General features: G+C 72.3%; 18 protein-coding genes. 13 read left to right on the top strand and 5 right to left on the bottom strand.

The genetic code is table 11. The features are described from left to right. Positions 1–47: 47 nt before the first annotated feature. Positions 48–887 (top strand): polysaccharide deacetylase family protein, encoded by an 840-nt coding sequence (locus OG349_RS07355; RefSeq protein WP_327233831.1) that lies wholly within the window; start codon positions 48–50, stop codon positions 885–887. Positions 888–911: 24 nt separating this feature from the next. Here the strand turns inward: OG349_RS07355 and OG349_RS07360 are convergent, their stop codons facing one another. Both OG349_RS07360 and OG349_RS07365 read right to left on the bottom strand, forming a co-directional pair. Beyond that, positions 912–1103 (bottom strand): hypothetical protein, encoded by a 192-nt coding sequence (locus OG349_RS07360; RefSeq protein WP_327233832.1) that lies wholly within the window; start codon positions 1101–1103, stop codon positions 912–914. Between the two features lie 106 nt (positions 1104–1209). After that, complete coding sequence (locus tag OG349_RS07365; protein ID WP_327233833.1) at positions 1210–1884, bottom strand: AIM24 family protein; 675 nt, start codon at positions 1882–1884, stop codon at positions 1210–1212. Between the two features lie 71 nt (positions 1885–1955). On the opposite strand from OG349_RS07365, the gene OG349_RS07370 reads away from it, so the two are divergent. From OG349_RS07370 to OG349_RS07390, 5 genes are all read left to right on the top strand, one after another. Next, positions 1956–2789, top strand: coding sequence for a peptidyl-tRNA hydrolase (locus OG349_RS07370; protein ID WP_327233834.1), 834 nt, complete (start codon positions 1956–1958; stop codon positions 2787–2789). A gap of 112 nt (positions 2790–2901) precedes the next feature. Further along, complete coding sequence (locus OG349_RS07375; protein ID WP_327233835.1) at positions 2902–3705, top strand: DUF4142 domain-containing protein; 804 nt, start codon at positions 2902–2904, stop codon at positions 3703–3705. Positions 3706–3838: 133 nt separating this feature from the next. Further along, entirely contained in the window at positions 3839–5593 is a 1755-nt protein-coding gene (locus OG349_RS07380) for a DUF692 domain-containing protein (protein WP_327233836.1), read from the top strand. Between the two features lie 6 nt (positions 5594–5599). After that, complete coding sequence (locus OG349_RS07385; RefSeq protein WP_327233837.1) at positions 5600–6607, top strand: TIGR04222 domain-containing membrane protein; 1008 nt, start codon at positions 5600–5602, stop codon at positions 6605–6607. Positions 6608–6856: 249 nt separating this feature from the next. Beyond that, positions 6857–8497, top strand: a complete 1641-nt coding sequence (locus OG349_RS07390) for an alpha/beta hydrolase (protein WP_327233838.1) — start codon at positions 6857–6859, stop codon at positions 8495–8497. A gap of 91 nt (positions 8498–8588) precedes the next feature. On the opposite strand, the gene hemQ is transcribed toward OG349_RS07390, so the two are convergent. Then, complete coding sequence (hemQ, locus tag OG349_RS07395; protein ID WP_167025340.1) at positions 8589–9305, bottom strand: hydrogen peroxide-dependent heme synthase; 717 nt, start codon at positions 9303–9305, stop codon at positions 8589–8591. 4 nt (positions 9306–9309) lie between these two features. Next, positions 9310–10752: a protoporphyrinogen oxidase gene (hemG, locus tag OG349_RS07400; protein WP_327233839.1), complete on the bottom strand. Its 1443-nt coding sequence runs from the start codon at positions 10750–10752 to the stop codon at positions 9310–9312. 126 nt (positions 10753–10878) lie between these two features. Between hemG and OG349_RS07405 the strand changes: the two genes are divergently transcribed. Together OG349_RS07405 and OG349_RS07410 are read left to right on the top strand one after the other, a co-directional pair. Further along, positions 10879–11847, top strand: coding sequence for a DUF4349 domain-containing protein (locus tag OG349_RS07405; protein WP_327233840.1), 969 nt, complete (start codon positions 10879–10881; stop codon positions 11845–11847). 54 nt (positions 11848–11901) lie between these two features. Beyond that, entirely contained in the window at positions 11902–13281 is a 1380-nt protein-coding gene (locus tag OG349_RS07410) for an FAD-dependent oxidoreductase (RefSeq protein ID WP_327233841.1), read from the top strand. 21 nt (positions 13282–13302) lie between these two features. Here OG349_RS07410 and hemE read toward each other — a convergent pair whose 3' ends face one another. Further along, positions 13303–14367 (bottom strand): uroporphyrinogen decarboxylase, encoded by a 1065-nt coding sequence (hemE, locus tag OG349_RS07415; protein WP_327233842.1) that lies wholly within the window; start codon positions 14365–14367, stop codon positions 13303–13305. Between the two features lie 91 nt (positions 14368–14458). On the opposite strand from hemE, the gene OG349_RS07420 reads away from it, so the two are divergent. The 5 genes from OG349_RS07420 to OG349_RS07440 all read left to right on the top strand — a co-directional run bounded on the left by OG349_RS07420 (position 14459) and on the right by OG349_RS07440 (position 21811). Further along, positions 14459–15148: a DUF3000 domain-containing protein gene (locus OG349_RS07420; RefSeq protein WP_327233843.1), complete on the top strand. Its 690-nt coding sequence runs from the start codon at positions 14459–14461 to the stop codon at positions 15146–15148. 270 nt (positions 15149–15418) lie between these two features. Then, positions 15419–16078, top strand: coding sequence for a helix-turn-helix transcriptional regulator (locus tag OG349_RS07425; RefSeq protein ID WP_161312622.1), 660 nt, complete (start codon positions 15419–15421; stop codon positions 16076–16078). A gap of 213 nt (positions 16079–16291) precedes the next feature. Further along, positions 16292–17560 (top strand): ribonuclease D, encoded by a 1269-nt coding sequence (locus tag OG349_RS07430; RefSeq protein ID WP_327233844.1) that lies wholly within the window; start codon positions 16292–16294, stop codon positions 17558–17560. A gap of 907 nt (positions 17561–18467) precedes the next feature. Next, positions 18468–19688 carry a thiolase family protein gene (locus OG349_RS07435; protein ID WP_327233845.1) on the top strand — a complete coding sequence of 407 codons (1221 nt, stop codon included), beginning with the start codon at positions 18468–18470 and terminating at the stop codon, positions 19686–19688. Further along, complete coding sequence (locus OG349_RS07440; protein WP_327233846.1) at positions 19685–21811, top strand: 3-hydroxyacyl-CoA dehydrogenase NAD-binding domain-containing protein; 2127 nt, start codon at positions 19685–19687, stop codon at positions 21809–21811. The genes OG349_RS07435 and OG349_RS07440 overlap by 4 nt, the downstream gene beginning before the upstream one ends. Positions 21812–21878: the final 67 nt, after the last annotated feature.

Raw genomic sequence — 21878 nt, forward strand, 5'->3', positions numbered from 1 at the left:
TCACGCCGCACCACCGAATTGACCAGTTGATCATATATTTTGCGTGAATGATCCGATACGTACCCCTGCGCACCCTCCTCGGCGTCCTCCTGAGCCTGACCCTGGCCGGCTGCGGAAACGATTCTTCGGCTTCACCCGCCGAGAACCCGACCCCCGCCGCGCGGGCCAGGCACGCCGTGGTCCAGCATCCTCCGACCGTCGCGCCAGGACCCGGCGGCCTGACGCCGGTCTTCCGGCGCGGCGGCCAGGCCGCAGGGAAGACCGTGGCGCTCACCTTCGACGCGGACATGACGGCGGATCAGGGGATGCGGGCGGCCCAGGGCGAGCGGTTCGACAACCCCGCGCTGATCGCCCTCCTGCGCCGCCTCGAAGTCCCGTCGACGATCTTCATGACGGGACGGTGGGCGGAGGAGTACCCGGCCCAGGCGCACGAGATCGGCAACGACCCGCTCTTCGAGATCGCCAACCACTCGTACAGCCACTACTCCTTCGCCGGCGACTGCTACGGGCTGCCCCGGCTGGACAAGAAGCAGATCGGTCCGGACGTGAGGCGGGCCTTCACCGCGTTCCGGTCGGTCGGCGCGCGCCACGTCGTGCCCTACTTCCGCTTCCCCGGCGGCTGCTACGACGCGGCGGCGCTGCGCGCCCTCGCGCCGACGCGGGTGACGGCAGTGCAGTGGGACGTGGTGGGCGGCGACGCGTTCGCCACAGACGCGGACGCCGTCGCCCGGCAGGTGCTCGACGCGGTGAAGCCGGGATCACTGGTGGTGCTGCACTGCACGCGGAGCGCGGCGCCGGTGACGGAGGACGCGGTACGGCGGATCGTGCCGGAGCTGCGTGAGCGCGGGTACCGCCTGGTCAAGGTCTCGGACCTGATGAAGCACTGACGAAACGAAGCACGTCGGGTCAGGTCAGCCCGAGCAGGCCATCCGCTGCGCTTCCTGCCACTCGCAGACGGGGCAGAGCGTCGCGCCCTTGACCGTCTCCGGGTACTCGGTGGGCTTCCGGCACAGCACACACTCGGCGTACGTGATCTCCTGCGCGGTCGTCGCTTCCGCCGTAGCCGCTTCTCCCGCGACTCCCAGGTCTCCCGTGTCTCCCATGCCTTCCAGCGTACCCAGCCACACGACCCGACGGACCGGGGTGCGCGGGGAGAGACCGGAACCCGCCCCCGCGCGGCACCCCCGGCCCCGGTGCCAGGCCCTCGTGTCAGCTGGCCGTCTTGGCGGGCGTGACCTCGCTCGGCCGTACGATCACGAAGCCCTCGCCCTGGAGCATCAGCTGCACGGCCTCGCCCGAGCCGCCCCGGATCATCGAACCGACCGACTGGGAGCGGTGCAGCGAGGTGTTGAGGTGCGCGCTCCAGCCGACCACCGCGTCCGTGTCCACGTACACCGGCGCCTGCGCGGTGACGGGGATCACGAGCGGGTTGCCGTCACAGATGACGGCGAGCTTGCCGTAACCGGTGAAGACGCTGTTGAAGAGGCCGCCGCCGGTCATGCCGGCGCCCTTCACCGTCTTGATCTCGTACGCGAGGGTCGGGTCGAAGCACAGCACGTTGCGGCCGTTGATCGTGAGCGCGTCGCCCTGCTCGATCTCGACGATGAAACAGTTCTCCGCCTCGTGCGCGAACCACGCCTCCCCCTGGCCGCGCACGGCCATCAGCGCCAGGCCCTCCCCCGTGACGGCCCGCTTGAGCATGCCCCCTATGCCCTGGCCCTTGCGCTCGAACTGGAGGTTCCCGCGCCAGGCGATCATGGAACCCTGGCGGGCGTGCATCTCGCCGTTGACCGCGTACTTGATCGATTTGGCGTTCTGAAGCGTCATCCCGGGGACGGTCGCCTGCTGCGCCATGTGCTCTGTGCCGAACAGATCGCTCTTCATGGCGTGCATCGTCGCGCGGAGGCATCCATTCCGCCAACCGGCTTGCCGGACGGGGCTGGCAGACTGGTCGCGTGAGCAGCGAGAGTGCCTTGAACACCCCAGCCGAGAATCCCCAAGCCGACCATCCGTTCAGGAACGAGCCGACCGAGCGGGACGCCGCCCCTCAGTACGTCCTGCCCCTGGTCGTCCACATCGAGAAGGCCGCGCCCCCAACCCGTACCGGCGCACTGGAAACGGCGGCGCGGGCGGTGCTCTTCATGCTCTCCGACGAGCGGTCGCTGGGAGAGGGCGAGGACGAGGGCGAGTGGGCGCGCGCCATGCGGGACTGGCAGGACGCGCGGATCCGCAAGGTGGTCAGGAGGGCGCGCGGCGCGGAGTGGCGGAAGGCGTCGGCGCTGCCGGGCCTGACGACCACCAGCGCGAGCGCCGAGATCGCCACCACCATCAGCACCGACGCCGCCACCAGCGCCGATGCCGCCACCGGGCCCACCCCGGACCGCTCCCCCGCCGAGGTACGGGTCTTCCCGCCGATCCCCCTCGACGGCTGGCCCAAGGAGCTGGCCAAGCTCCAGGTCTCCGGCACCGACCTGGACGACCCCCACCCGCCGCCCGCGCCCGACCCCGCGTACCCCGTGCTGTGGCTGAACCCCGAGGTGGAGATGTCGGCGGGCAAGGCGATGGCCCAGGCCGGCCACGCCGCCCAACTCGCCTGGTGGGACCTGTCGGACACCGACCGCAAGGAGTGGCGCGAGGCCGGCTTCCCCCTCGCCGTCCGCACCGCGGGACCGGAGCGCTGGGCCCGGCTCGTCGCCGGCGGGCTGCCGGCCGTCCTGGATGCCGGATTCACGGAGATCGCGCCCGGTTCCCGCACCGTGATCGCTGATCATCCGGCGCTGAGGGACTGAACACCGCGCCCCCGGATTACGTACCTCCCGGTACCGCCACGTAGGTTGAACGGCCCCGTCGGTCGGCGGTTCGTTCAGCGGTGCACACATCGGCTCGGGAGGCAGCACATTGTTGCGACGCATCAACGGTACGGCGCTCATCATCGCGGCACTGGTCGCCACGGTCGGGGCGCTGGCCTTCCCCGTCTGGTCGTACGCCGAACGTTCAGGTACGGGCCAGGCCAACCTCAACGCGTCGAGCGTGTCGACCCAGTGGGGGCCACTCTCGGCGACCGACCGTGACTTCCTGATACGGGTGCGGCTGGCCGGGCTCTGGGAGCTGCCGGCCGGCCAGCAAGCCATCGAACGCGCCCCCAGCCAGGCGATCAAGGAGTGCGGTGACCACCTGGTGGTCGGTCACGCGGACCTCGACAAGCGGGCCCGTGACGTGGCGGCGAAGCTCGGCGTGGAGCTGCCCAACCAGCCCAACGACCAGCAGCAGGGCTGGCTCAGGGAGCTGTCGGCCGCGACCGGCAGGGACTACGAGATCAAGTTCGCCAATCTGCTGCGCGCCGCGCACGGAAAGGTCTTCTCGCTGGTCGCGCAGGTCAGGAACAGCACGCGGAACACGCTGATACGGCAGCTGGCCAGCGACGCCAACCAGACGGTCCTGGACCACATCACCATGCTCGAAGCCACCGGGCTGGTCGACTTCGACGCCATCGCCAACCAGGCGGCGGGCGCGGCGACCGCCAGCCCCACGGGACCGCCGCCGCCGGACGGCAACCTCCCGCCGTCGCCGTCGGCCGTGGTGCCGACCGGGGACGACCAGTCCTTCACGTCCCGGCCCTCGACGGGCCCCGGAGCGCCGACGGCGATCAACACCAACCGTCCGGCGCCGGAGACCGGGGAGAGCCCGGCCGGGGAGAGCCCGTGAGAAGGGTGGGACAGCCGTAACCCCGGAACCTCAAATCAACCTCTGAACGTCCCCCTTCGCGGGTTCGCCGTCGTCCGGCGGGGCCATTACTCCTGCACCGCAACTGGTCGCGGGAGTGCGGAGGGGGATTTTCATGAACGGCAACGGCACACCGGGCAAGGGCAACGGCACACCACAGCTGGGGATGGGGATCGGCTGGCGTCCGGAGATCGCGGACGCGATCGAAGGGCTGTCCGGCGTCGACTGGGTCGAGGCGGTCGCGGAGAACATCTGCCCGGGGCATCTGCCCGACGCGCTGGTCCGGCTCAGGGAACGCGGGGTCACCGTCGTTCCGCACGGTGTCTCGCTCGGCCTGGGCGGCGCGGACCGGCCCGACGTACAGCGGCTGGCGGACCTCGCGGCCCGGGCGGAGGCGCTGGGCGCCCCGCTGGTCACGGAACACATCGCGTTCGTACGGGCCGGCGGGGCGCTCACGGCGTCGCCCGTGCTGGAGGCCGGCCACCTGCTGCCGGTGCCGCGGACGTGGGACGCGCTTCGGGTGCTGTGCGAGAACGTACGCATCGCCCAGGACGCGCTGCCCGTGCCGCTCGCCGTCGAGAACATCGCGGCGCTGATCTCCTGGCCGGGCGAGGAGCTGAGCGAGGGGCAGTTCCTGGCGGAGCTGGTGGAGCGTACGGGGATACGGCTCCTCATCGACGTCGCCAACCTGCACACGAACCACGTGAACCGGGGCGAGGACCCGGTCAAGGCGCTGGACGAACTGCCGGTCGAGGCGATCGCGTACGTCCATGTCGCGGGCGGCCTGGAGCGGGACGGTGTCTGGCACGACACCCACGCCCATCCGGTGACCAAGCCCGTCCTCGACATCCTGGCGGAACTGCGCGCCCGGGTCGCACCGCCCGGCGTACTCCTGGAACGCGACGACGACTTCCCGCCGGCGGCGGAACTGGCCGGTGAACTGACGGCGATCAGGGAGACGATCGCGGCGGGGCCGGCCACGGCCGGCGGAGACCGGCGGCGGCCCGCCGCGGCCGGGGCCTCCGTCCCGGAGGCGCCCGTGCAGGGCGGCGCCTCCGCGGAGGGCGACGCGCGGCACTTGGCGGGCGAACCCGCACAACGCCACGCCGTGGCCGGAGCTTCCGCCCCCAAGGCGCACGCCCCGGGCAGCGGCCCGGCGAAGGGCGATGCGCGGCGCCTCGCAGGCGGAACCGCACAACGCCACGCCGTGGCCGGACCTTCCGTCCCCGGGACGCCCGCACGGGGCAGCGCGTCGGCGGAGGGCGATGCGCAGCACCTCGTTGGCGGAACCGCACAACGGCACGCTGTCGCCGGCGCCCCCGTCGCCGAGTCGCCCGACCCGGGCAGCGGCCCGGCGGAGGGCGGGGCGGCGTACGGCCGTCGCACGCTCGCCGGGCCCGTACGCGAAGTGCGGGAGGCCCCGCGCTCCGTCGAAGCCGCCGGGGACGGTGTGCGGGCGCGGGTCGCACTGGAGCAGGCCGCCCTGTTGTCGGCGCTCGTCGCGGGTACGCCCGCGCCCGAGGGGTTCGACGCGCGGCGTCTTGGGGTGCAGAGCCGGGCGCTCGCCGCCAAACGCGCCGGGGTGGTCGCCAAGCTCGCTCCGGAGCTGCCGGAGATCCTCGGCGGTGGCTACCGGGCCGCGTTCCTCGCGTACGCGCAGATACGGCCGCTGCGCGGCGGCTACCGCCGCGACGCGCTCGACTTCGCCGAGCACCTGCTGATCGACGGGCGGCCCGAGGACGCCGCCGCCCGGCGGCGGCTGACGCTCTGGTGGAAGGACCGCGCCGCCCCGCGCCCGCCGCGGCGGGCGACCCGTCTGGTCCGTGCCGCCACCCGCGCCGCCGCCCGTGCCGTTCTCGTGAGGAAGTGAATGACCATGACCGTTCTTCCCGTGGTGATCGCACTCGCGGTCGCCGTCTCCTCCGTCCTGCTGATCAGCGGTGTGGTCCGGCTCCGTGGACGCGGCACACCCACCCCCGTCCACGACGTCCTGGAGGGCGCCTTCCTCGCCGGAGGACCCGGCCGGGTCGTGGACGCCGTGATCGCCGGGATGCAGGCCGACGGCCGGCTGACCGTCGGCGGACCCGGCATCGTCGCGCTGCGCCCGTCCGACGCGCGCAACGCCGTCGAACTGGCCGTGATGCAGGAGCACGCCACCGCGCCCAGCGGCGCCCTGCACACACTGCGCCGCGCCGTGATGCGCGGCGAGGCCGTCCAGCGGGTCGGCGACGCGCTCGCGGCGCGCGGCCTGCTGATACCGCCGGCCGAGGCGAGGCCGTACGCGCGATGGGGGCTGATCCAGGGGATTCTGAGCGTCATCGGGGTGCCGTTCTCGTTTGTCGTGGCGGCTGTGCTGACCGTGAACTCCGACCCCGGCGACGGCCTCCCGCTGGCCCTCTTCGCCCTGCCGCCCCTGATGATCGTGAGCGCCTTCGTGGGTCTGATCTGCGCGGGCCGGGCCAGGAGCCGGCTGACCGGCGCGGGCCAGACCGCCCTCAAGGACTTCGCGCTCCGGGATCCCTCCTCCACGGACCCGGCCCGGCTGGTCGCCACCGGCGGACTGCGGGCCCTGCCGGACGAGGAGTTGCGGCAGCAGCTGGGGGCGGCCTCGCGGGTCAGGCCCGAGGACGCCCTCCTGCCGACCGCCATCGCGACCGCGACGGTCACGACCTGGTGCGCGGGCGCCACGCCGGGCGCCGGCTGCGGGGCGAGCACGGACCGCTCGTCGCACGGCGGGCACGGCGGGGGATGCGCCGCGAGCGGCGGCTGCGGCGGAGGAGGCTCGGACGGCGGGGCCTCCAGTTGCGGCGGCGGTTCCAGCTGCGGAGGGTCCAGCTCCAGCTGTGGTGGGGGCGGCGGGGGGTGCGGGGGCGGCGGCTCCTGACCGGGGGGAAACGGGGGCAGGGGAACGGGGGCGGGGGGACGGGGGCGGGGGGACGGGGGCGGGAGCGCCCGGAGTGCGTACACGCACACTCCGGGCGCTTCCGCACCCCGGGAGGTGCTCCGGAGTGACCCCACCGCGCATCGGAGTCATAGCCTCCGACACCGCCCGGCGGTCCTTGTCCCGCCCCGCCCCTCCGCCGACCCTCGGTCGTGCGGCCGGCCCCTCGGCCGCACGCACGAAGGGAACGCGATGCGAGCGGTAGTGAAGTACGGGGCTCTGACCACCCTGGGCTCCCTGGTCCTGTCGGCCCTCGTCGCCGCCCCCGCGGACGGAGCGGACGGCGCCGACACCGGCGGCCCCCGGGCCACCACCCGCGAGACCCTCACCGCCGAGACGCACGGAGTGATCCGCGCCGCCGAACGGGCCGCCGACGCCGGGATCGCCTTCGGCCGCTGCCCCAAGGCGGAGATGCTGCCCGCCCCGGTCACCTGCGGCACGGTCGAGGTCCCGCTCGACTACGCCGACCCCGAAGGGCCGGCCATCAAGCTCACCGTCAGCCGGGCCCTCGCAGGCGGCAAGGCAGCCGACCGGCAGGGCGCGCTGGTCTACAACCCGGGCGGCCCCGGCGCCTCCGGCATGTACTTCCCGATGGCCGCGACCCTGCCGAAGTGGAAGCGGATCGCCGAGGCGTACGACATCGTCGGCTACGCCCCGCGCGGCGTCGGCCGCTCCGCCCCGCTCTCCTGCCAGGACCCGGCGGACTTCGCCAAGGCGCCGTCCCCGTCCCCCACGCACCCCTCGGAGTCGTACAAGAGGGAGCGGATCGCCGAGGCGCAGGCGTACGCGCTGGGCTGCGCCCGCAGCGCGGGACCGGCCCTGCGGCACTACACCTCGCTGAACAACGCCCGTGACCTCGACGTGCTGCGCGCGGCGCTCGGCGAGAAGAAGCTCACCTTCATGGGCGCCTCGTACGGCACGTACTTCGGCGCGCTGTACGCCTCGCTCTTCCCGTCGCACGTCCGGCGCATGGTCTTCGACTCGGCGGTCGACCCCGACCCCCGGCAGATCTGGTACGGCAACAACCTCGACCAGTCACGGGCGTTCGAGCGGCGCTGGGCCGACTTCCGTACCTGGGTGGCCAAGCACGACACGACGTACCACCTGGGCACCGACGCCGAGCAGGTGACGCGCAGTTACGAGCGGGTGCGCGCCAGGGTCGCGCACGAGCCGGCGGGCGGGACGGTCGGTCCCGCGCAGCTGCACGCGGCGATGCTCGGGGCCGGGTACTACGACGACTACTGGGTGATGCGCGCCACGGCGCTCTCCGAGTACCTGAAGGGCAACGAGAAGCCGCTGGTCGAGCAGGCGGCCCCGAGGGAGGGGGCCGCCGCGGAGGGCGAGAACGGCAACGCCGTCTACACGGCCGTCGAGTGCAACGACGCGCCCTGGCCCACGGAGTGGCGGGTCTGGGACCGCGACAACAGCCAACTCGCGGAAACCGCCCCCTTCGAGACGTGGGACAACGCGTGGATGAATCTCCCCTGCGCCTTCTGGTCCGCGCCCCGGCAGCAGCCGGTGGACGTCCGCACCTGGCCGGGTGAGCTGCCGCCGACGCTGATCCTGGCGGCGGAGCGCGACGCGGCGACCCCGTACGAGGGGGCGCTGGAGCTGGAGCGGCGGCTGGCGGGCTCGGTGCTGGTGACCGAGCGGGACGCCGGGACGCACGGCATCGCGGGCGGCGACAACGCCTGTGTCAACCGGTACCTGGAGGACTACCTGCTGCGGGGGACGACGCCGGTGCGGCGCGCGGAGTGCGCGCCGCACGCGGAGCCGGACCCGGTGTCGGTGGACGAGCGGACGGCGGGCAGGAAGCTGCCGCCGGTCGTCTGATCTTCCGGGCGGAGTGGCCGGGTCCGTTCGAAGAGAACGGACCCGGCCACCGGGCTTTTCCGGGGCTTTTCGGGGCTCTTTCGGGGGGGCGCTACGCGAGCCCGGCGACCAGGTCCGCCACGGACCTGCGCCGCCCGGTGTAGAACGGCACCTCTTCACGGACGTACAGCCGGGCCTTGGAGGCGCGGAGGTGACGCATCAGGTCCACGATGCGGTACAGCTCGTCGGCCTCGAAGGCGAGAATCCACTCGTAGTCCCCGAGCGAGAACGACGCCACGGTGTTGGCGCGTACGTCCGGGAAGCCGCGGGCCATCTTGCCGTGGTCCGCGAGCATCTGCCGGCGCTCCTCGTCCGGCAGCAGGTACCAGTCGTACGAGCGAACGAAGGGGTAGACGCTCACGTAGTCGCGGGGCGTCTCGTCGGCGAGGAACGCCGGCACGTGCGACTTGTTGAACTCGGCGGGGCGGTGCAGTGCCATGTTCGACCAGACCGGCTCCAGCGCCCGGCCGAGCCGGGTGCGGCGGAAGCGGTTGTACGCGTCCTGGAGTTCGTCGGCGGTCTCGGCGTGCCACCAGATCATGACATCGGCGTCGGCGCGCAGCCCGGACACGTCGTACGTACCGCGTACCGTCACGTCCTTGGCGTCGAGCTGGTCGAACAGCTCCTGGACCTCCTCGGCGTACCCGCCCCGGTCCTCGGGCAGCGCCTCGCGCAGCTTGAAGACGGACCACAGGGTGTAGCGGATGACCTCGTTGAGGTCCTTCGCCTTCTTGCCGGCGTTCGGCGTCTTGTCTGGTGCAGCAGTCATACGGCTATTCTCCCGCGCCGCGTCCGGTGCCCCGCGCCAGGGTCGACGTGGCGATGATCTCGTCGGCGGCGCGCCGGGCGCTCGCGACGCAGGCGGGGATGCCGACGCCGTCGTACGCGGCGCCGCAGACCCGCAGGCCGGGGAGGGCGGCGACGGCGGCGCGGACACGCTCGACCCGGGCCTGGTGGCCGACGGGGTACTGGGGCAGGCCGCCGATCCACCGGGTGACCTCGCTCGCCACCGGTTTCGCGTCGAGCCCGGTCGCCTCGCCCAGGTCGCGCAGCGATACGTCGACCAGGTCGGCGTCCTCCTGGTGCAGGTGTTCCTCCTCGCCGTACCGGCCGATGGAGGTGCGCAGGAGGAAGAGATCGGGCGCGGCGTCGGCGACCCAGCCCCACTTGCGGGTGGAGAAGGTGGAGGCCTTGATGGTGAGTCCGTCGACGGGCGGTACGAGAAAACCGCTGCCGCTGGGCATCCCGGTGAGTTCGGACCGGCGGAAGGCCAGGGTGACCAGGGCCATGGAGGCGTACTCGACGGCGGCCAACTCGGCGGAGGCGGCGGGGGATTCGGCGGCGAGCAAGGTGGCGGCGGACCACGCGGGGGTCGCGAGGACCACCCCGTCGGCGGTCAGTTCCCCGGTGCCGGTACGGATCCGCCAGCCGTCGGGTGTCCTGGTGAGGCCGAGGACGGGGGTGTCGAGGAGGATCTCGCCGCCCCCGGCCCGTACGGCGTCGGCGACGGCTCCGGGCAGGGTCCCCACTCCCCCGGCGATGCCCGCGAAGACCGCGGCGGACCGCGGCCGTGCCCCGGCCTTCTCCTGGAGGTCGCGGACGCCGGCGAGCAGCGAGTCGTGGGTACGGACGGCGGCGAAGAGCTGCGGTACGGCGGCCTTCATGGAGATGCGGTACGCGTCGCCCGCGTAGACCCCGCCGAGGAGCGGCTCCACCAGCCGGTCGACCACCTCGCGGCCGAGCCGTTCGGCGACGTACTCCCCGACCGACACGTCGTCCCCGACCTCGGTGGGCGCGAGATCCGGCTCCTGGGCGATCCGGGCGAGCCCTTCGTCGGAGAGCAGACCGGCGAGGGCTCTCGCGTCGCCGGGCACGCCCATCACATGGCCCGTGGGCATCGGCCGCAGCGCGCCCCTGGTCCACACGGAGGCGCCGCCGGCGGTGGGCGGCTGGAGCAGGTCGCCGAGGCCCACGGCCTCCGCGAGGTCGACGGCCTCGGGCCGGCGCGCGAGCATGGACTCCGCGCCGAGGTCGACGGGCACCCCCTCGATCTCCCCCGTGAGGAGCTTCCCGCCGAGGCGTGCGGAGCCTTCGAGCACCGTCACCGCGACGCCCGCGCCCAGCAGCCGGTGTGCGGCGGCGAGTCCGGCGATCCCGCCGCCGATGACAACAACCCGGCCCGTGTGCGTGCTGACGTGCTGCGCGTTCGACTCCATGGGCCCACTCTCTCAAACCCGTAACGAGTCCCGACCGTGACCTCTTCGGGACCGCGAAAGGGAAACCCGTCCGCCGGGGTCGCACGTCGAACCGGCATCACTCGTGAATGTCCCAGGGGGGGTCTCATGCGGAAGATGTCCGCACTCGCGGCTGCGCTATTGACGGTGTCGCTCGCACTCGCCGGTTGCTCCGCGTCCGGCGACAGTGGCGCCGATTCGCAGGCCAAGGCCGCCGACGGGGCGGTGTCCGACCAGAAGGGCGCGGGGGCCGCCGCCGAAGGTCCGGCCGCGGCCGGGAGGGTCACGGGACAGGACCCGGGGGACAAGGTCCCGGCCGTGACCCATGTCATCAGGACCGCGCGGCTCGCCATCGAGGTCAGGAACGCCCAGAAGGCACTCGCCACGGCCCGGTCGGTGGCGCTGGGGGCCGGTGGTCTGGTCGAGAAGGAGAGTACGGAGCGGGTCGAGGACGACCACGTGTCGACCACGGTCGTGCTGCGGGTCCCGCAGGAGTCGTACGACCGTGTGCTGCGCGAACTGGCGGGCACCGGCAAGCTGTTGTCCCGTACGGCGAACGCCAAGGACGTCACCGACAAGGTGGTCGACGTGGACAGCCGGGTGGCCTCGCAGCGCGTGAGTGTGGCGCGGGTGCGGGAGTTGATGGACCAGGCGACCAAGCTGAGTGATGTGGTCACGCTGGAAGGGGAGTTGAGCCGCCGTCAGGCGGATCTGGAGTCACTGCTCGCCCAGCAGTCCTCGCTCAAGGACCGCACGACGCTGGCGACGGTCACGCTCGACCTCACCGAGACCCCGGTGGAGGAGAAGGACGGCTCGGACGACGATCCGACCTTCGTGGACGCGCTCGGCGGCGGGTGGGACGCGTTGGTCGCGACCCTGCGGTGGATCGCCGTCGCGATCGGGGCGGTGGCGCCGTTCGCCGCCGTGCTCGCCGTGCTCTACCTGCTGTGGCGGCTGGTCCGCGCCCAGCTGCGGCGGCGGACCGCACCGGCCGCCGTCCCCGCACCGGCCGCTGTCCCCGCTCAGACGACCGCCCCGGCCGCCGGTGGTCAGGAAGGGCCCCGCGAGCAGGACTGATGAACCGCGCCCGCGTAGCGTTCCGTAGCGGACGACGGACCGGAAGGACGCGGAATGGCAGCGGAGCGCATGGTGGTCATCGGCGGCGACGCGGCGGGCATGTCCGCCGCGTCGCAGGCCCGCAGGCTGAAGGGGCCCGACCGGCTGGAGATCGTCGCCTTCGAACGCGGCCACTTCACCTCGTACTCCGCGTGCGGGATCCCGTACTGGGTGAGCGGTGACGTGGCGGGTCCCGACGCGCTGATCGCGCGCACACCCGAGGAGCACCGCGAGCGCGCGATCGACCTGCGGACCCGCACGGAAGTGGTCGCGATCGACGTGGCGGGCGGGCGGGTGCGGTCGCGTGATCTCGGCGACGGTACGGAGAGCTGGACCGGCTACGACCACCTGGTCATCGGCACGGGCGCGCACCCCGTCAGGCCGCCGCTGCCCGGCATCGACGCGCCGGGGGTGTACGGCGTACAGACCCTCGACGACGGGCAGGCGCTGCTCGACGGCCTGGCGGGACACGACGGCGGGCGCGCGGTGGTCGTCGGCGCCGGGTACATCGGCGTCGAGATGGCCGAGGCGCTCCTCAAGCGCGGTTACGAGGTCACCGTCGTCCACCGCGACGAGCAGCCGATGGCCACGCTGGACCCGGACATGGGCCGGCTGGTGGGCACGGCGATGGACGGCCTCGGCATCACGACCGTCGGCGGCGCCACCGTCACCGCGATCCTCACCGGCGAGGACGGCCGGGCACGGGCGGTGGCCACCGAGGACACCACGTACCCGGCCGATGTGATCGTCCTCGGCATGGGCGTCCGGCCGGAGACGGCCCTGGCCCGCGCGGCGGGACTGCCGCTCGGCGCGCACGGCGGGCTGCTCACCGACCTGTCGATGCGGGTGCGCGGCCACGAGAACATCTGGGCGGGCGGCGACTGCGTCGAGGTGCTCGACCTGGTCTCGGGCGCGACCCGGCACCTCGCGCTCGGCACCCACGCCAACAAGCACGGCCAGATCATCGGCGCGAACGTGGGCGGCGGGTACGCCACGTTCCCCGGCGTGGTCGGTACGGCCGTCAGCAAGGTCTGCGACCTGGAGATCGCCAGGACGGGCCTGCGGGAGAAGGACGCGCGCGGGGCGGGGCTCCGGTTCGTCACCGCGACCGTCGAGTCCACCCACAGCGCCGGCTACTACCCCGGTGCCACCCTGATGACGGTGAAGATGCTCGCGGAGCGCCGTACGGGACGGCTCCTCGGCGTGCAGATCGTCGGGCGCGAGGGCGCGGCGAAGCGGGTGGACATCGCGGCGGTGGCGCTCACCGCGGGCATGACGGTGGAGCGGATGACCACCCTGGACCTCGGTTACGCGCCGCCGTTCTCACCGGTCTGGGACCCGGTCCTGGTGGCCGCCCGCAAGGCCGTGACGGCGGTGCGGGCGGCGGGGATGTGACCGGGACACCCGACCGCTGTCTCAGCGGGCGCTCTGCGTGTGCACGTAGTCGACCAGGCGCGTCAGGGAGTCCGGGTCGGTGCTCGGCATGACGCCGTGGCCCAGGTTGAAGACGTGTCCCTCCAGGCCCGCCGCCGCGTCCAGCACCTCGCGCGCCTTGGTCTCCACCACCTCGGTGGGGGCGAAGAGCACGGTCGGGTCGAGGTTGCCCTGGAGCGCCTTGCCGGGCCCGATCCGGCGGACCGCCTCGTCCAGCGGGACGCGCCAGTCGACACCGACGACGTCCGCGCCCGCCTCGCCCATCAGCCCGAGCAGTTCGCCCGTACCGACGCCGAAGTGGAGGCGCGGGACCCCGTACGGGGCGACCGTCTCGAAGACCTTGGCCGAGGCCGGCATCACATAGCCGCGGTAGTCCTTGGGGGCGAGCGCCCCGGCCCAGGAGTCGAAGAGCTGGACGGCGCTCGCGCCCGCCTCGATCTGGACCTTGAGGAAGGCGCCCGTGATGGCCGCGAGGCGGTCGAGGAGGTCGGACCAGAGGTCCGGGTCGCCGTACATCATGGCCTTCGTGCGCTCGTACGTCCGCGAGGGCCCGCCCTCGATGAGGTAGCTGGCGAGCGTGAAGGGGGCACCGGCGAAGCCGATCAGCGGGGTGGTCCCCAGCTCGGCCGTGAGCAGGCCGATCGCCTCCGTGACGTACGACACGTCCTCAGGGGTGAGGTCGCGCAGGCGCGCCAGGTCGGCGCGGGTCCTGACGGGGTCCGCGACGACGGGGCCGACGCCCGGCTTGATGTCCAGGTCGAGGCCGATGGCCTTGAGGGGGACGACGATGTCGCTGTAGTAGATCGCGGCGTCGACCTTGTGGCGCCGTACCGGCTGGAGCGTGATCTCCGCCACCAACTCCGGGCGCGTGCAGGACTCCAGCATCGGAATGCCCTCGCGCGCCTTGAGGTACTCGGGCAGCGAGCGGCCCGCCTGGCGCATGAACCAGACCGGCGTGTGCGGCACCGGTTCACGTCTGCACGCCTTCATGAAGGCGGAGTCGTACGTTGTCGGCTGCTGGCCCGAGGGGCGTTCCATGGCGCTCACGACCAGAATCTTCGCATGTACGGGTAAGCCGCGGGCCCGGCCCGGGTGTCCCTCCCTGCGCGCGGCCCCCGTTCCGCCTACTCTTCCCCGCATGGCTGCGGCTCAGGGACAGTTTTCCGATCATTCCAACGGCACCGAGGGAACGGAGGGCAGGGACGGGGACGCGGAGGGGGACGCCGTTCCACGGGCCTTCCGGCAGGCGGTCGAGGCCCTGCGGGCGGCACGGTTGCGTCCCGAGATCGAGATCGACCCGACCCCGCCGCCGAAGCGGCTGGCTCCGCACGCGTACGCCCTGGAGGCGGCGGTCGTCGACGGTGAGGACGACCTGGCGGACGGCAGGCTGGTCCTGCTCCACGACCCGGCGGGGCACGACGCCTGGCAGGGGACCTTCCGGCTGGTGACTCTCGTACGGGCGGAACTGGAACCGGAGATGGCGGCGGACCCGCTGCTCCCCGAGGTGTGCTGGTCGTGGCTGACCGGCGCGCTGGAGGCGCGGGGGCTGTCGTACGGGGAGGCGAGCGGCACCGTCACCCGTGCGGGGTCGCACTACTTCGGCGGGCTCGCGGAGCGCAGGCCCGCGACGCAGATCGAGATCCGGGCGTCGTGGACGCCCCGGGAGGGCCGGGGCGGGGTGCCGGACACGGCCGCGCACCTGGCGGCCTGGTGCGATCTGCTGTGCCAGCTGGCCGGGTTGCCCCCGGTAGGGCCTGGAACGGGCCACGGAGGGCCGGACGCGGGTGTGGTGTCCCTTCCCCAGCGGCGCGGCCCGCAGGTCTCCTGACGCCCCCTCAGCACGCCGCGCCGCGTGTGCACCACACGTTCCGAAGGCCTCTCCGGACCATCTCCGGGGAGGCCTTCCGTGACTGACCACTCGTAGGATGATCGATCACGCATCCGAATTGCCCGAATTGTTACTCACCAAATCGTGATCATTCTCTAAAGGCCGACGGGTTTGGTGCCGAAGAGGTCAATGACCCTTCAAGCACGGTTCGCCCCGGCTTCATCCCCAGCGCCGGAGACGTCCCGCACGCACCTTCCCCCAGGAGGCCTGGTGTCCGTTCTCCTCGAGCAGCCCGCAAGCCTGGTCGCCTACCGCCCGAACAAGCCGACGGCCATGGTCGTCGTGGCCGACCCGCGCGTCCGCTCCACCGTCACCCGCCACCTGTGGGCCCTTGGAGTCCGTGACGTCATCGAGGCGTCGTCCATCGCGGAGGCCCGTCCCCGCGTCGGCAACCCGCGCGACATCTGCGTGGCCGACGTCCACCTGCCCGACGGTTCCGGGCTGACCCTGCTGTCCGAGACCCGGGCCGCAGGCTGGCCCAACGGTCTGGCCCTCTCCGCCGCCGACGACATCGGCGCGGTGCGCAACGCCCTCGCGGGCGGCGTCAAGGGCTACGTCGTGACCGGCACGCGTACGAACATCGGCCACCCGACCCGTCCCGGCGCCGCGCCCATCGGCGCGGGACCGCGGATGCACCGCCGCCCCCCGGGCGCCCCGAGCCACCCGGGCGGTTACCGCGAGCTCTCCGGCCGTGAGGTCGAGGTGCTCAGACTCGTGGCCGAGGGCCAGTCCAACAAGGCCATCGGCGTCTCGATGGGCCTGTCGGCCCTGACCGTGAAGAGCCACCTCGCCCGTATCGCGCGCAAGCTCGGCACGGGTGACCGGGCGGGGATGGTCGCCGTGGCCCTCCGTACCGGAATCATCCACTGACCCCCGCCACCCCCTCCACTCCCTGCCGCGTCCCCCACCCCTTTCCCCCACGCACACCGCCCGCCGACGGAACGTTCCGTCGGCGGGCGGTGTGCGTTCAGGCGTCTGTTCGGGGCGTCCCTGTGGGGCCTGTGAGAGGTGTTTTCGCAGGTCATCCGACTCTTGGACCGAAAGTGCAGGTCAGCGGTTCGCGCAGGCGGATACCCTTGACAGGTGACCGACGCCCAAGAGACCGCAGCAGACCCAGCACTGCGAACCACCGGGGGCGCACCCCCGGACGACGTCGAAACGGCGCCGATCCCTTTGTTGGAGCCCCGCGAGGGCATTCCCCCCGTGGTGGAGACCGATGACGCCCTCGCCCGGGTGATCGCCGCGTTCGCCGCGGGGACGGGGCCCGTGGCCGTCGACGCGGAACGCGCTTCCGGTTATAGATACGGTCAGCGCGCGTATTTGGTTCAGCTGCGCCGCGCCGGCGCGGGTACGGCGCTGATCGACCCGGTCGGCTGCCCCGACCTCTCCGGGCTCGGCGAGGCCCTCTCCGACACGGAGTGGATCCTGCACGCGGCCACCCAGGATCTTCCGTGCCTGCGGGAAATAGGCATGACGCCCACCCGGCTGTTCGACACGGAGCTGGCGGGCCGGCTGGCGGGCTTCCCCCGGGTCGGGCTCGGCGCGATGGTCGAGAACGTGCTCGGTTTCGCCCTGGAGAAGGGCCACTCCGCGGTCGACTGGTCGACGCGGCCGCTGCCCGAGCCCTGGCTGCGGTACGCGGCGCTCGACGTGGAGCTGCTGGTGGACCTGCGGGACGCGCTGGAGAAGGAACTGGACCGGCAGGGCAAGCTGGACTGGGCCCACCAGGAGTTCGACGCGATCGCCTCGGCGCCGCCGGCGCCGCCCCGCAAGGATCCGTGGCGGCGTACGTCCGGGATGCACAAGGTGCGGCGTCGGCGCCAGATGGCGGCGGTACGGGAGCTGTGGAACACGCGCGACAGTGTGGCGCAGCGGCGTGACGTCTCTCCCGGCAAGGTGCTGAGCGACACGGCGATCGTCGAGGCGTCGCTGGCGCTGCCGGTGAACGTGCACGCGCTCACCGCGCTGCCCGGGTTCGGGCACCGGATGGGGCGGCGGCAGCTGGAGCAGTGGCAGGCGGCGGTCGACCGCGCGAAGGCGCTGCCGGACAGTGAGCTGCCCCAGCCGGGCCAGCCCGTCTCGGGCCCGCCTCCGCCCAGGTCCTGGGCGGACAAGGACCCGGAGGCGGCGGCGCGGCTGTCCGCTGCGCGGGCGGCGGTGTCTTCGCTGGCGGAGCGGCTGAACATGCCGCAGGAGAACCTGATCACGCCGGACACGGTCCGCCGCGTGTGCTGGGAGCCCCCGTCCGCTCCGACGCCGGAGGCGGTGGCGGAGGCGCTGACGTCGCATGGCGCCCGCGCGTGGCAGGTGACCCAGGTGGCCCCGGTCCTGTCGGAGGCCCTGTCGGACTGACCCGCTTCGACCTCTGCCCGGTGTCCGGTGCGGCTTACTGATTGTCCTCAATCGCCGGACGGGCTGGGTGTGCCGTGGTGACGGGGGCCGGGGCCTCCGGAGGTACGTATGTCCGGACTGCATGTTTTACGGCGCGTTCAGGGACTCCGGACATTCACGTTCGCCATGCGCCACAAAACACGCTTTACGTCCGGACACACGCACCTCCTCCGACCCCACCCCCCTCACGCCGAGGGTGAGCCGAACGCCCCCGCCCGCCCGGGGAGCCTGGCCTCTGCCCGGCGGGCGAGCGCGGCTTACTGATGTCCTCAATCGCCGGACGGGCTGGAGTGTGCCCCTGCGCGGTGCGCGGGCGCGGGTTAATCACCGGACGGCTTGAGTTGCGTCCAGGTGGTGCCATCAGTGCGGGTCAAGGATGTCCTCAAGCGCCGGACAGGCTGGAGTGTGCCCCTGCGCGGTGCGCGAGCGCGGCTTACCGATGTCCTCAAGCGCCGGACGGGCTTAAAGACCGGGGCGGGCCTGCTTGTTTTGGCGCGGGCCTGGAAGGGGGACGGGCAGGGGTCGTGTCCGGAACGTAAAGCGTGTTTTGTGTCGCGTGGCTACCGTGAATGTCCGAAGTCCCCGAACGCGACGTAAAACATGCAGTGCAGGACACGACCCCTGCCCGGCCCCCGGCAACAACCCGCACCATGGCCACCGGCCCGCAGCGGCACAACCAAGCCCGTCCGGCGATTGAGGACAATCAGTAAGCCGCACCCGCCCGCACCGGGCAGAGGTACAACCAAGCCCGTCCGGCAATTGAGGACAAAGTAGTGACCCGCACCACCGCGCAGCGTCAAGGGTGGGCAGGCTGGTTACCCACAAGTAGCATGGGCGGCAGCAACCGCACCCCTGGAGGAGAGCCATCGTGCCTCGTACCGTCAGGGACGTCGTCTTCGTCGACGGCGTCCGCACCCCGTTCGGCAAGGCGGGCCCCAAGGGCATCTACCACGAGACCCGTGCCGATGATCTCGTCGTGAAGGCCATCCGGGAGCTGCTGCGCCGCAACCCGGACCTCGACCCCGCCGCCATCGACGAGGTCGCCATCGCCGCCACCACCCAGATCGGCGACCAGGGCCTCACCCTCGGCCGTACCGCCGGGATCCTCGCGGGGCTGCCGCAGTCCGTGCCCGGGTACTCCATCGACCGGATGTGCGCGGGCGCGCTCACCGCCGTGACGACCACCGCCGGGTCGATCGCGTTCGGCGCCTACGACATCGTGATCGCGGGCGGTGTCGAGCACATGGGCCGCCACCCCATGGGCGAGGGCGTCGACCCGAACCCCCGCTTCGTCTCGGAGAGGCTCGTCGACGACTCCGCGCTCTTCATGGGCATGACGGCGGAGAACCTCCACGACCGCTTCCCGCACCTGACCAAGCAGCGGGCGGACGAGTACGCGGTGCGCTCGCAGGAGAAGGCCGCCAAGGCCTACGCCAACGGCAAGATCCAGCAGGACCTGGTGCCGGTCTCCGTACGCCGCACCGACCCCGCCGCCGGCGAGACGGGCTGGGGCCTGGCCACCGCCGACGAGCCGATGCGTCCGGGCACGACGCTGGAGATGCTGGCCGGGTTGAAGACACCCTTCCGCCCGCACGGCCGCGTCACCGCCGGCAACGCCGCGGGGCTCAACGACGGCGCCACCGCCTCCCTCATCGCCGCCGAGGACTTCGCGCGCGAGCACGGCCTGCCGGTCAGGATGCGGCTGGTGTCGTACGCCTTCGCGGGCGTCGAGCCCGAGGTCATGGGGTACGGCCCGATCCCGGCGACGGAGAAGGCGCTCGCCAAGGCGGGCCTGTCGATCTCCGACATCGGCCTGTTCGAGGTCAACGAGGCCTTCGCCGTCCAGGTGCTCGCCCTGCTCGACCACTACGGCATCGCGGACGACGACGAGCGCGTCAACCAGTACGGCGGCGCCATCGCGTACGGCCACCCGCTGGCCTCCTCCGGGGTACGGCTGATGACGCAGCTCGCCCGGCAGTTCGAGGAGCAGCCGCACGTCCGGTTCGGCCTGACCACCATGTGTGTCGGTTTCGGCATGGGCGCGACGGTCATCTGGGAGAACCCGCACTTCGACGGAGGCACCAAGTGAGCATCGCCGAACTCCTGAAGGGCGCGGCCGAGTTGTTCCCCGACGAGGTCGTCACCCAGGCGCACGTACGCCACCTGGACCTCCCCGGCGGGGTGGGGCGCTTCGCGCTCGTCACACTGGACAACGGCTTCGACCACACGAAGCCGACCACCTTCGGCCCCCGGTCCCTGGCGAACATCGACGCCGCGATGGACCAGGTCGAGAAGGAGGCGTCCGAGGGCACGATCGTCGGCGCCGGCGTCACCGGCAAGCCGTTCATCTTCGCCGTCGGCGCCGACCTCAAGGGCCTCGTCGGGGTCAAGCGCCTGGAGGACGGCCTCGCGTCCGGCCGGGCGGGGCACGACGTGTTCAAGCGCCTCGCGGGCCTGGCCGTCCCGACCTTCGCGTACTACAACGGCGCGGCGATGGGTGGCGGGGTCGAGATCGGCCTCCACTGCACCTACCGCACGGTGTCCGCCGCGACGGCCGCCTTCTCGCTGCCCGAGGTCTTCCTCGGGCTCGTCCCCGGCTGGGGCGGCTGCACGCTGCTGCCGAACCTGATCGGCGCGGACCGCGCGGTCTCGGTGATCATCGAGAACTCGCTCAACCAGAACCGCCAGCTCAAGGGCGGCCAGGTGTACGACCTCGGCATCGCCGACGCGCTCTTCGAAGGCGCCGACTTCCTGGAGCAGTCGCTGCTCTGGACCGCCGCCGTACTCAAGGGCGAACTGGCCGTCGCACGGCCCGACGTGGACCGGGGCGAGGCCTGGGACGCGGCCGTGGCGCGCGGCAGGGCGATCGCCGACGCGAAGGTGCACGGCGCGGCACCGGCCGCGTACCGCGCGCTGGACATCATCGCCGCCGTCAAGGACGGGGACCTCCAGGCGGGCTTCGACGCCGAGGACCGCGCGCTCGCGGAACTGATCCTCAGCAGCGAACTCCGTTCGGGCAACTACGCGTTCAACCTCGTACAGAAGCGCGCGAAGCGGCCCGCGGGGGCGCCGGACAAGAGCCTGGCCCGCCCGGTGACCAAGGTCGGCGTGGTCGGCGCGGGTCTGATGGCCTCGCAGTTGGCGCTGCTCTTCGTACGGCGCCTGGAGGTGCCGGTCGTCCTCACGGACATCGACCAGGAGCGCGTCGACAAGGGCGTGGCGTACGTCCACGGCGAGATCGACAAGCTGCTGCTCAAGTCCCGTATCAACCCCGACAAGTCCAACCAGCTCAAGGCGCTGGTCACGGGCGTGCTGGACAAGGCGGAGGCGTTCTCGGACGCCGACTTCGTCATCGAGGCCGTGTTCGAGGAACTGGGCGTCAAGCAAAAGGTGTTCGCGGAGCTGGAGGCGGTCACCCCGGCGCACGCCATCTTCGCGACCAACACCTCGTCGCTGTCGGTCTCCGAGATGGCGTCGAAGCTGAACCACCCGGAGCGGGTGGTCGGTTTCCACTTCTTCAACCCGGTCGCCGTGCTGCCGCTGCTGGAGATCGTGCGCGGCCAGCAGACCGACGAGGCCTCGCTGGCCACGGCGTTCGGCGTCGCGCGCAAGCTCAAGAAGACCGCCGTACTGGTGAAGGACGCTCCGGCGTTCGTGGTGAACCGCATCCTGACGCGCTTCATGGGCGAGATCCAGAACGTCATCGACGAGGGCACCCCCGTCGCGGTCGCCGAGCGCGCCGTGGAGCCGCTGGGTCTGCCGATGTCGCCGTTGGTGCTGCTGGAGCTGGTGGGCCCGGCGATCGGCCTGCACGTCTCCGAGACCCTGCACGGCGCGTTCCCGGACCGCTTCACGGTGTCGCCGAACCTGGCGGCGGTCGTGAAGGCCGGCAAGCGCGGCTTCTACACGTACGACTCCGGGAAGCCGGAGCTGGACCCGGAGGTCGCCGCCCTGCTCGACCAGGGGGACAGCGTCCTCACCGAGGAGCAGACCCGCGCACGCGTCCTGGACGCGGTGGCTCAGGAGATCGGGCTGATGCTGGCCGAAGGTGTCGTCGCCGAGCCCGAGGACATCGACCTGTGTCTGATCACGGGCGCGGGGTGGCCGTTCCATCTGGGCGGCATCACTCCGTACCTGGACCGTGAGGGTGTCGCGGAGCGGGTGAACGGCAAGCGGTTCCTGGCGCCGGGTGTGGCCAGCGTGCCGGTGTAGGCGCCGACGCGAACAGGCAGGTGGGCGGGCCGGTACGGGACATCCGTACCGGCCCGTCCTGCGTTTC

The organism is Streptomyces sp. NBC_01317 (genome assembly GCF_035961655.1).
Taxonomy (GTDB): domain Bacteria; phylum Actinomycetota; class Actinomycetes; order Streptomycetales; family Streptomycetaceae; genus Streptomyces.

Coding starts and splice junctions, on each gene's coding strand:
- OG349_RS07355 (WP_327233831.1), top strand. CDS start 48: ATGATCCGATACGTACCCCTGCGCACCCTCCTCGGCGTCCTCCTGAGC.
- OG349_RS07360 (WP_327233832.1), bottom strand. CDS start 1,103: ATGGGAGACACGGGAGACCTGGGAGTCGCGGGAGAAGCGGCTACGGCG.
- OG349_RS07365 (WP_327233833.1), bottom strand. CDS start 1,884: ATGAAGAGCGATCTGTTCGGCACAGAGCACATGGCGCAGCAGGCGACC.
- OG349_RS07380 (WP_327233836.1), top strand. CDS start 3,839: ATGAACGGCAACGGCACACCGGGCAAGGGCAACGGCACACCACAGCTG.
- OG349_RS07385 (WP_327233837.1), top strand. CDS start 5,600: ATGACCGTTCTTCCCGTGGTGATCGCACTCGCGGTCGCCGTCTCCTCC.
- OG349_RS07390 (WP_327233838.1), top strand. CDS start 6,857: ATGCGAGCGGTAGTGAAGTACGGGGCTCTGACCACCCTGGGCTCCCTG.
- hemQ (WP_167025340.1), bottom strand. CDS start 9,305: ATGACTGCTGCACCAGACAAGACGCCGAACGCCGGCAAGAAGGCGAAG.
- hemG (WP_327233839.1), bottom strand. CDS start 10,752: ATGGAGTCGAACGCGCAGCACGTCAGCACGCACACGGGCCGGGTTGTT.
- OG349_RS07405 (WP_327233840.1), top strand. CDS start 10,879: ATGCGGAAGATGTCCGCACTCGCGGCTGCGCTATTGACGGTGTCGCTC.
- OG349_RS07410 (WP_327233841.1), top strand. CDS start 11,902: ATGGCAGCGGAGCGCATGGTGGTCATCGGCGGCGACGCGGCGGGCATG.
- OG349_RS07420 (WP_327233843.1), top strand. CDS start 14,459: ATGGCTGCGGCTCAGGGACAGTTTTCCGATCATTCCAACGGCACCGAG.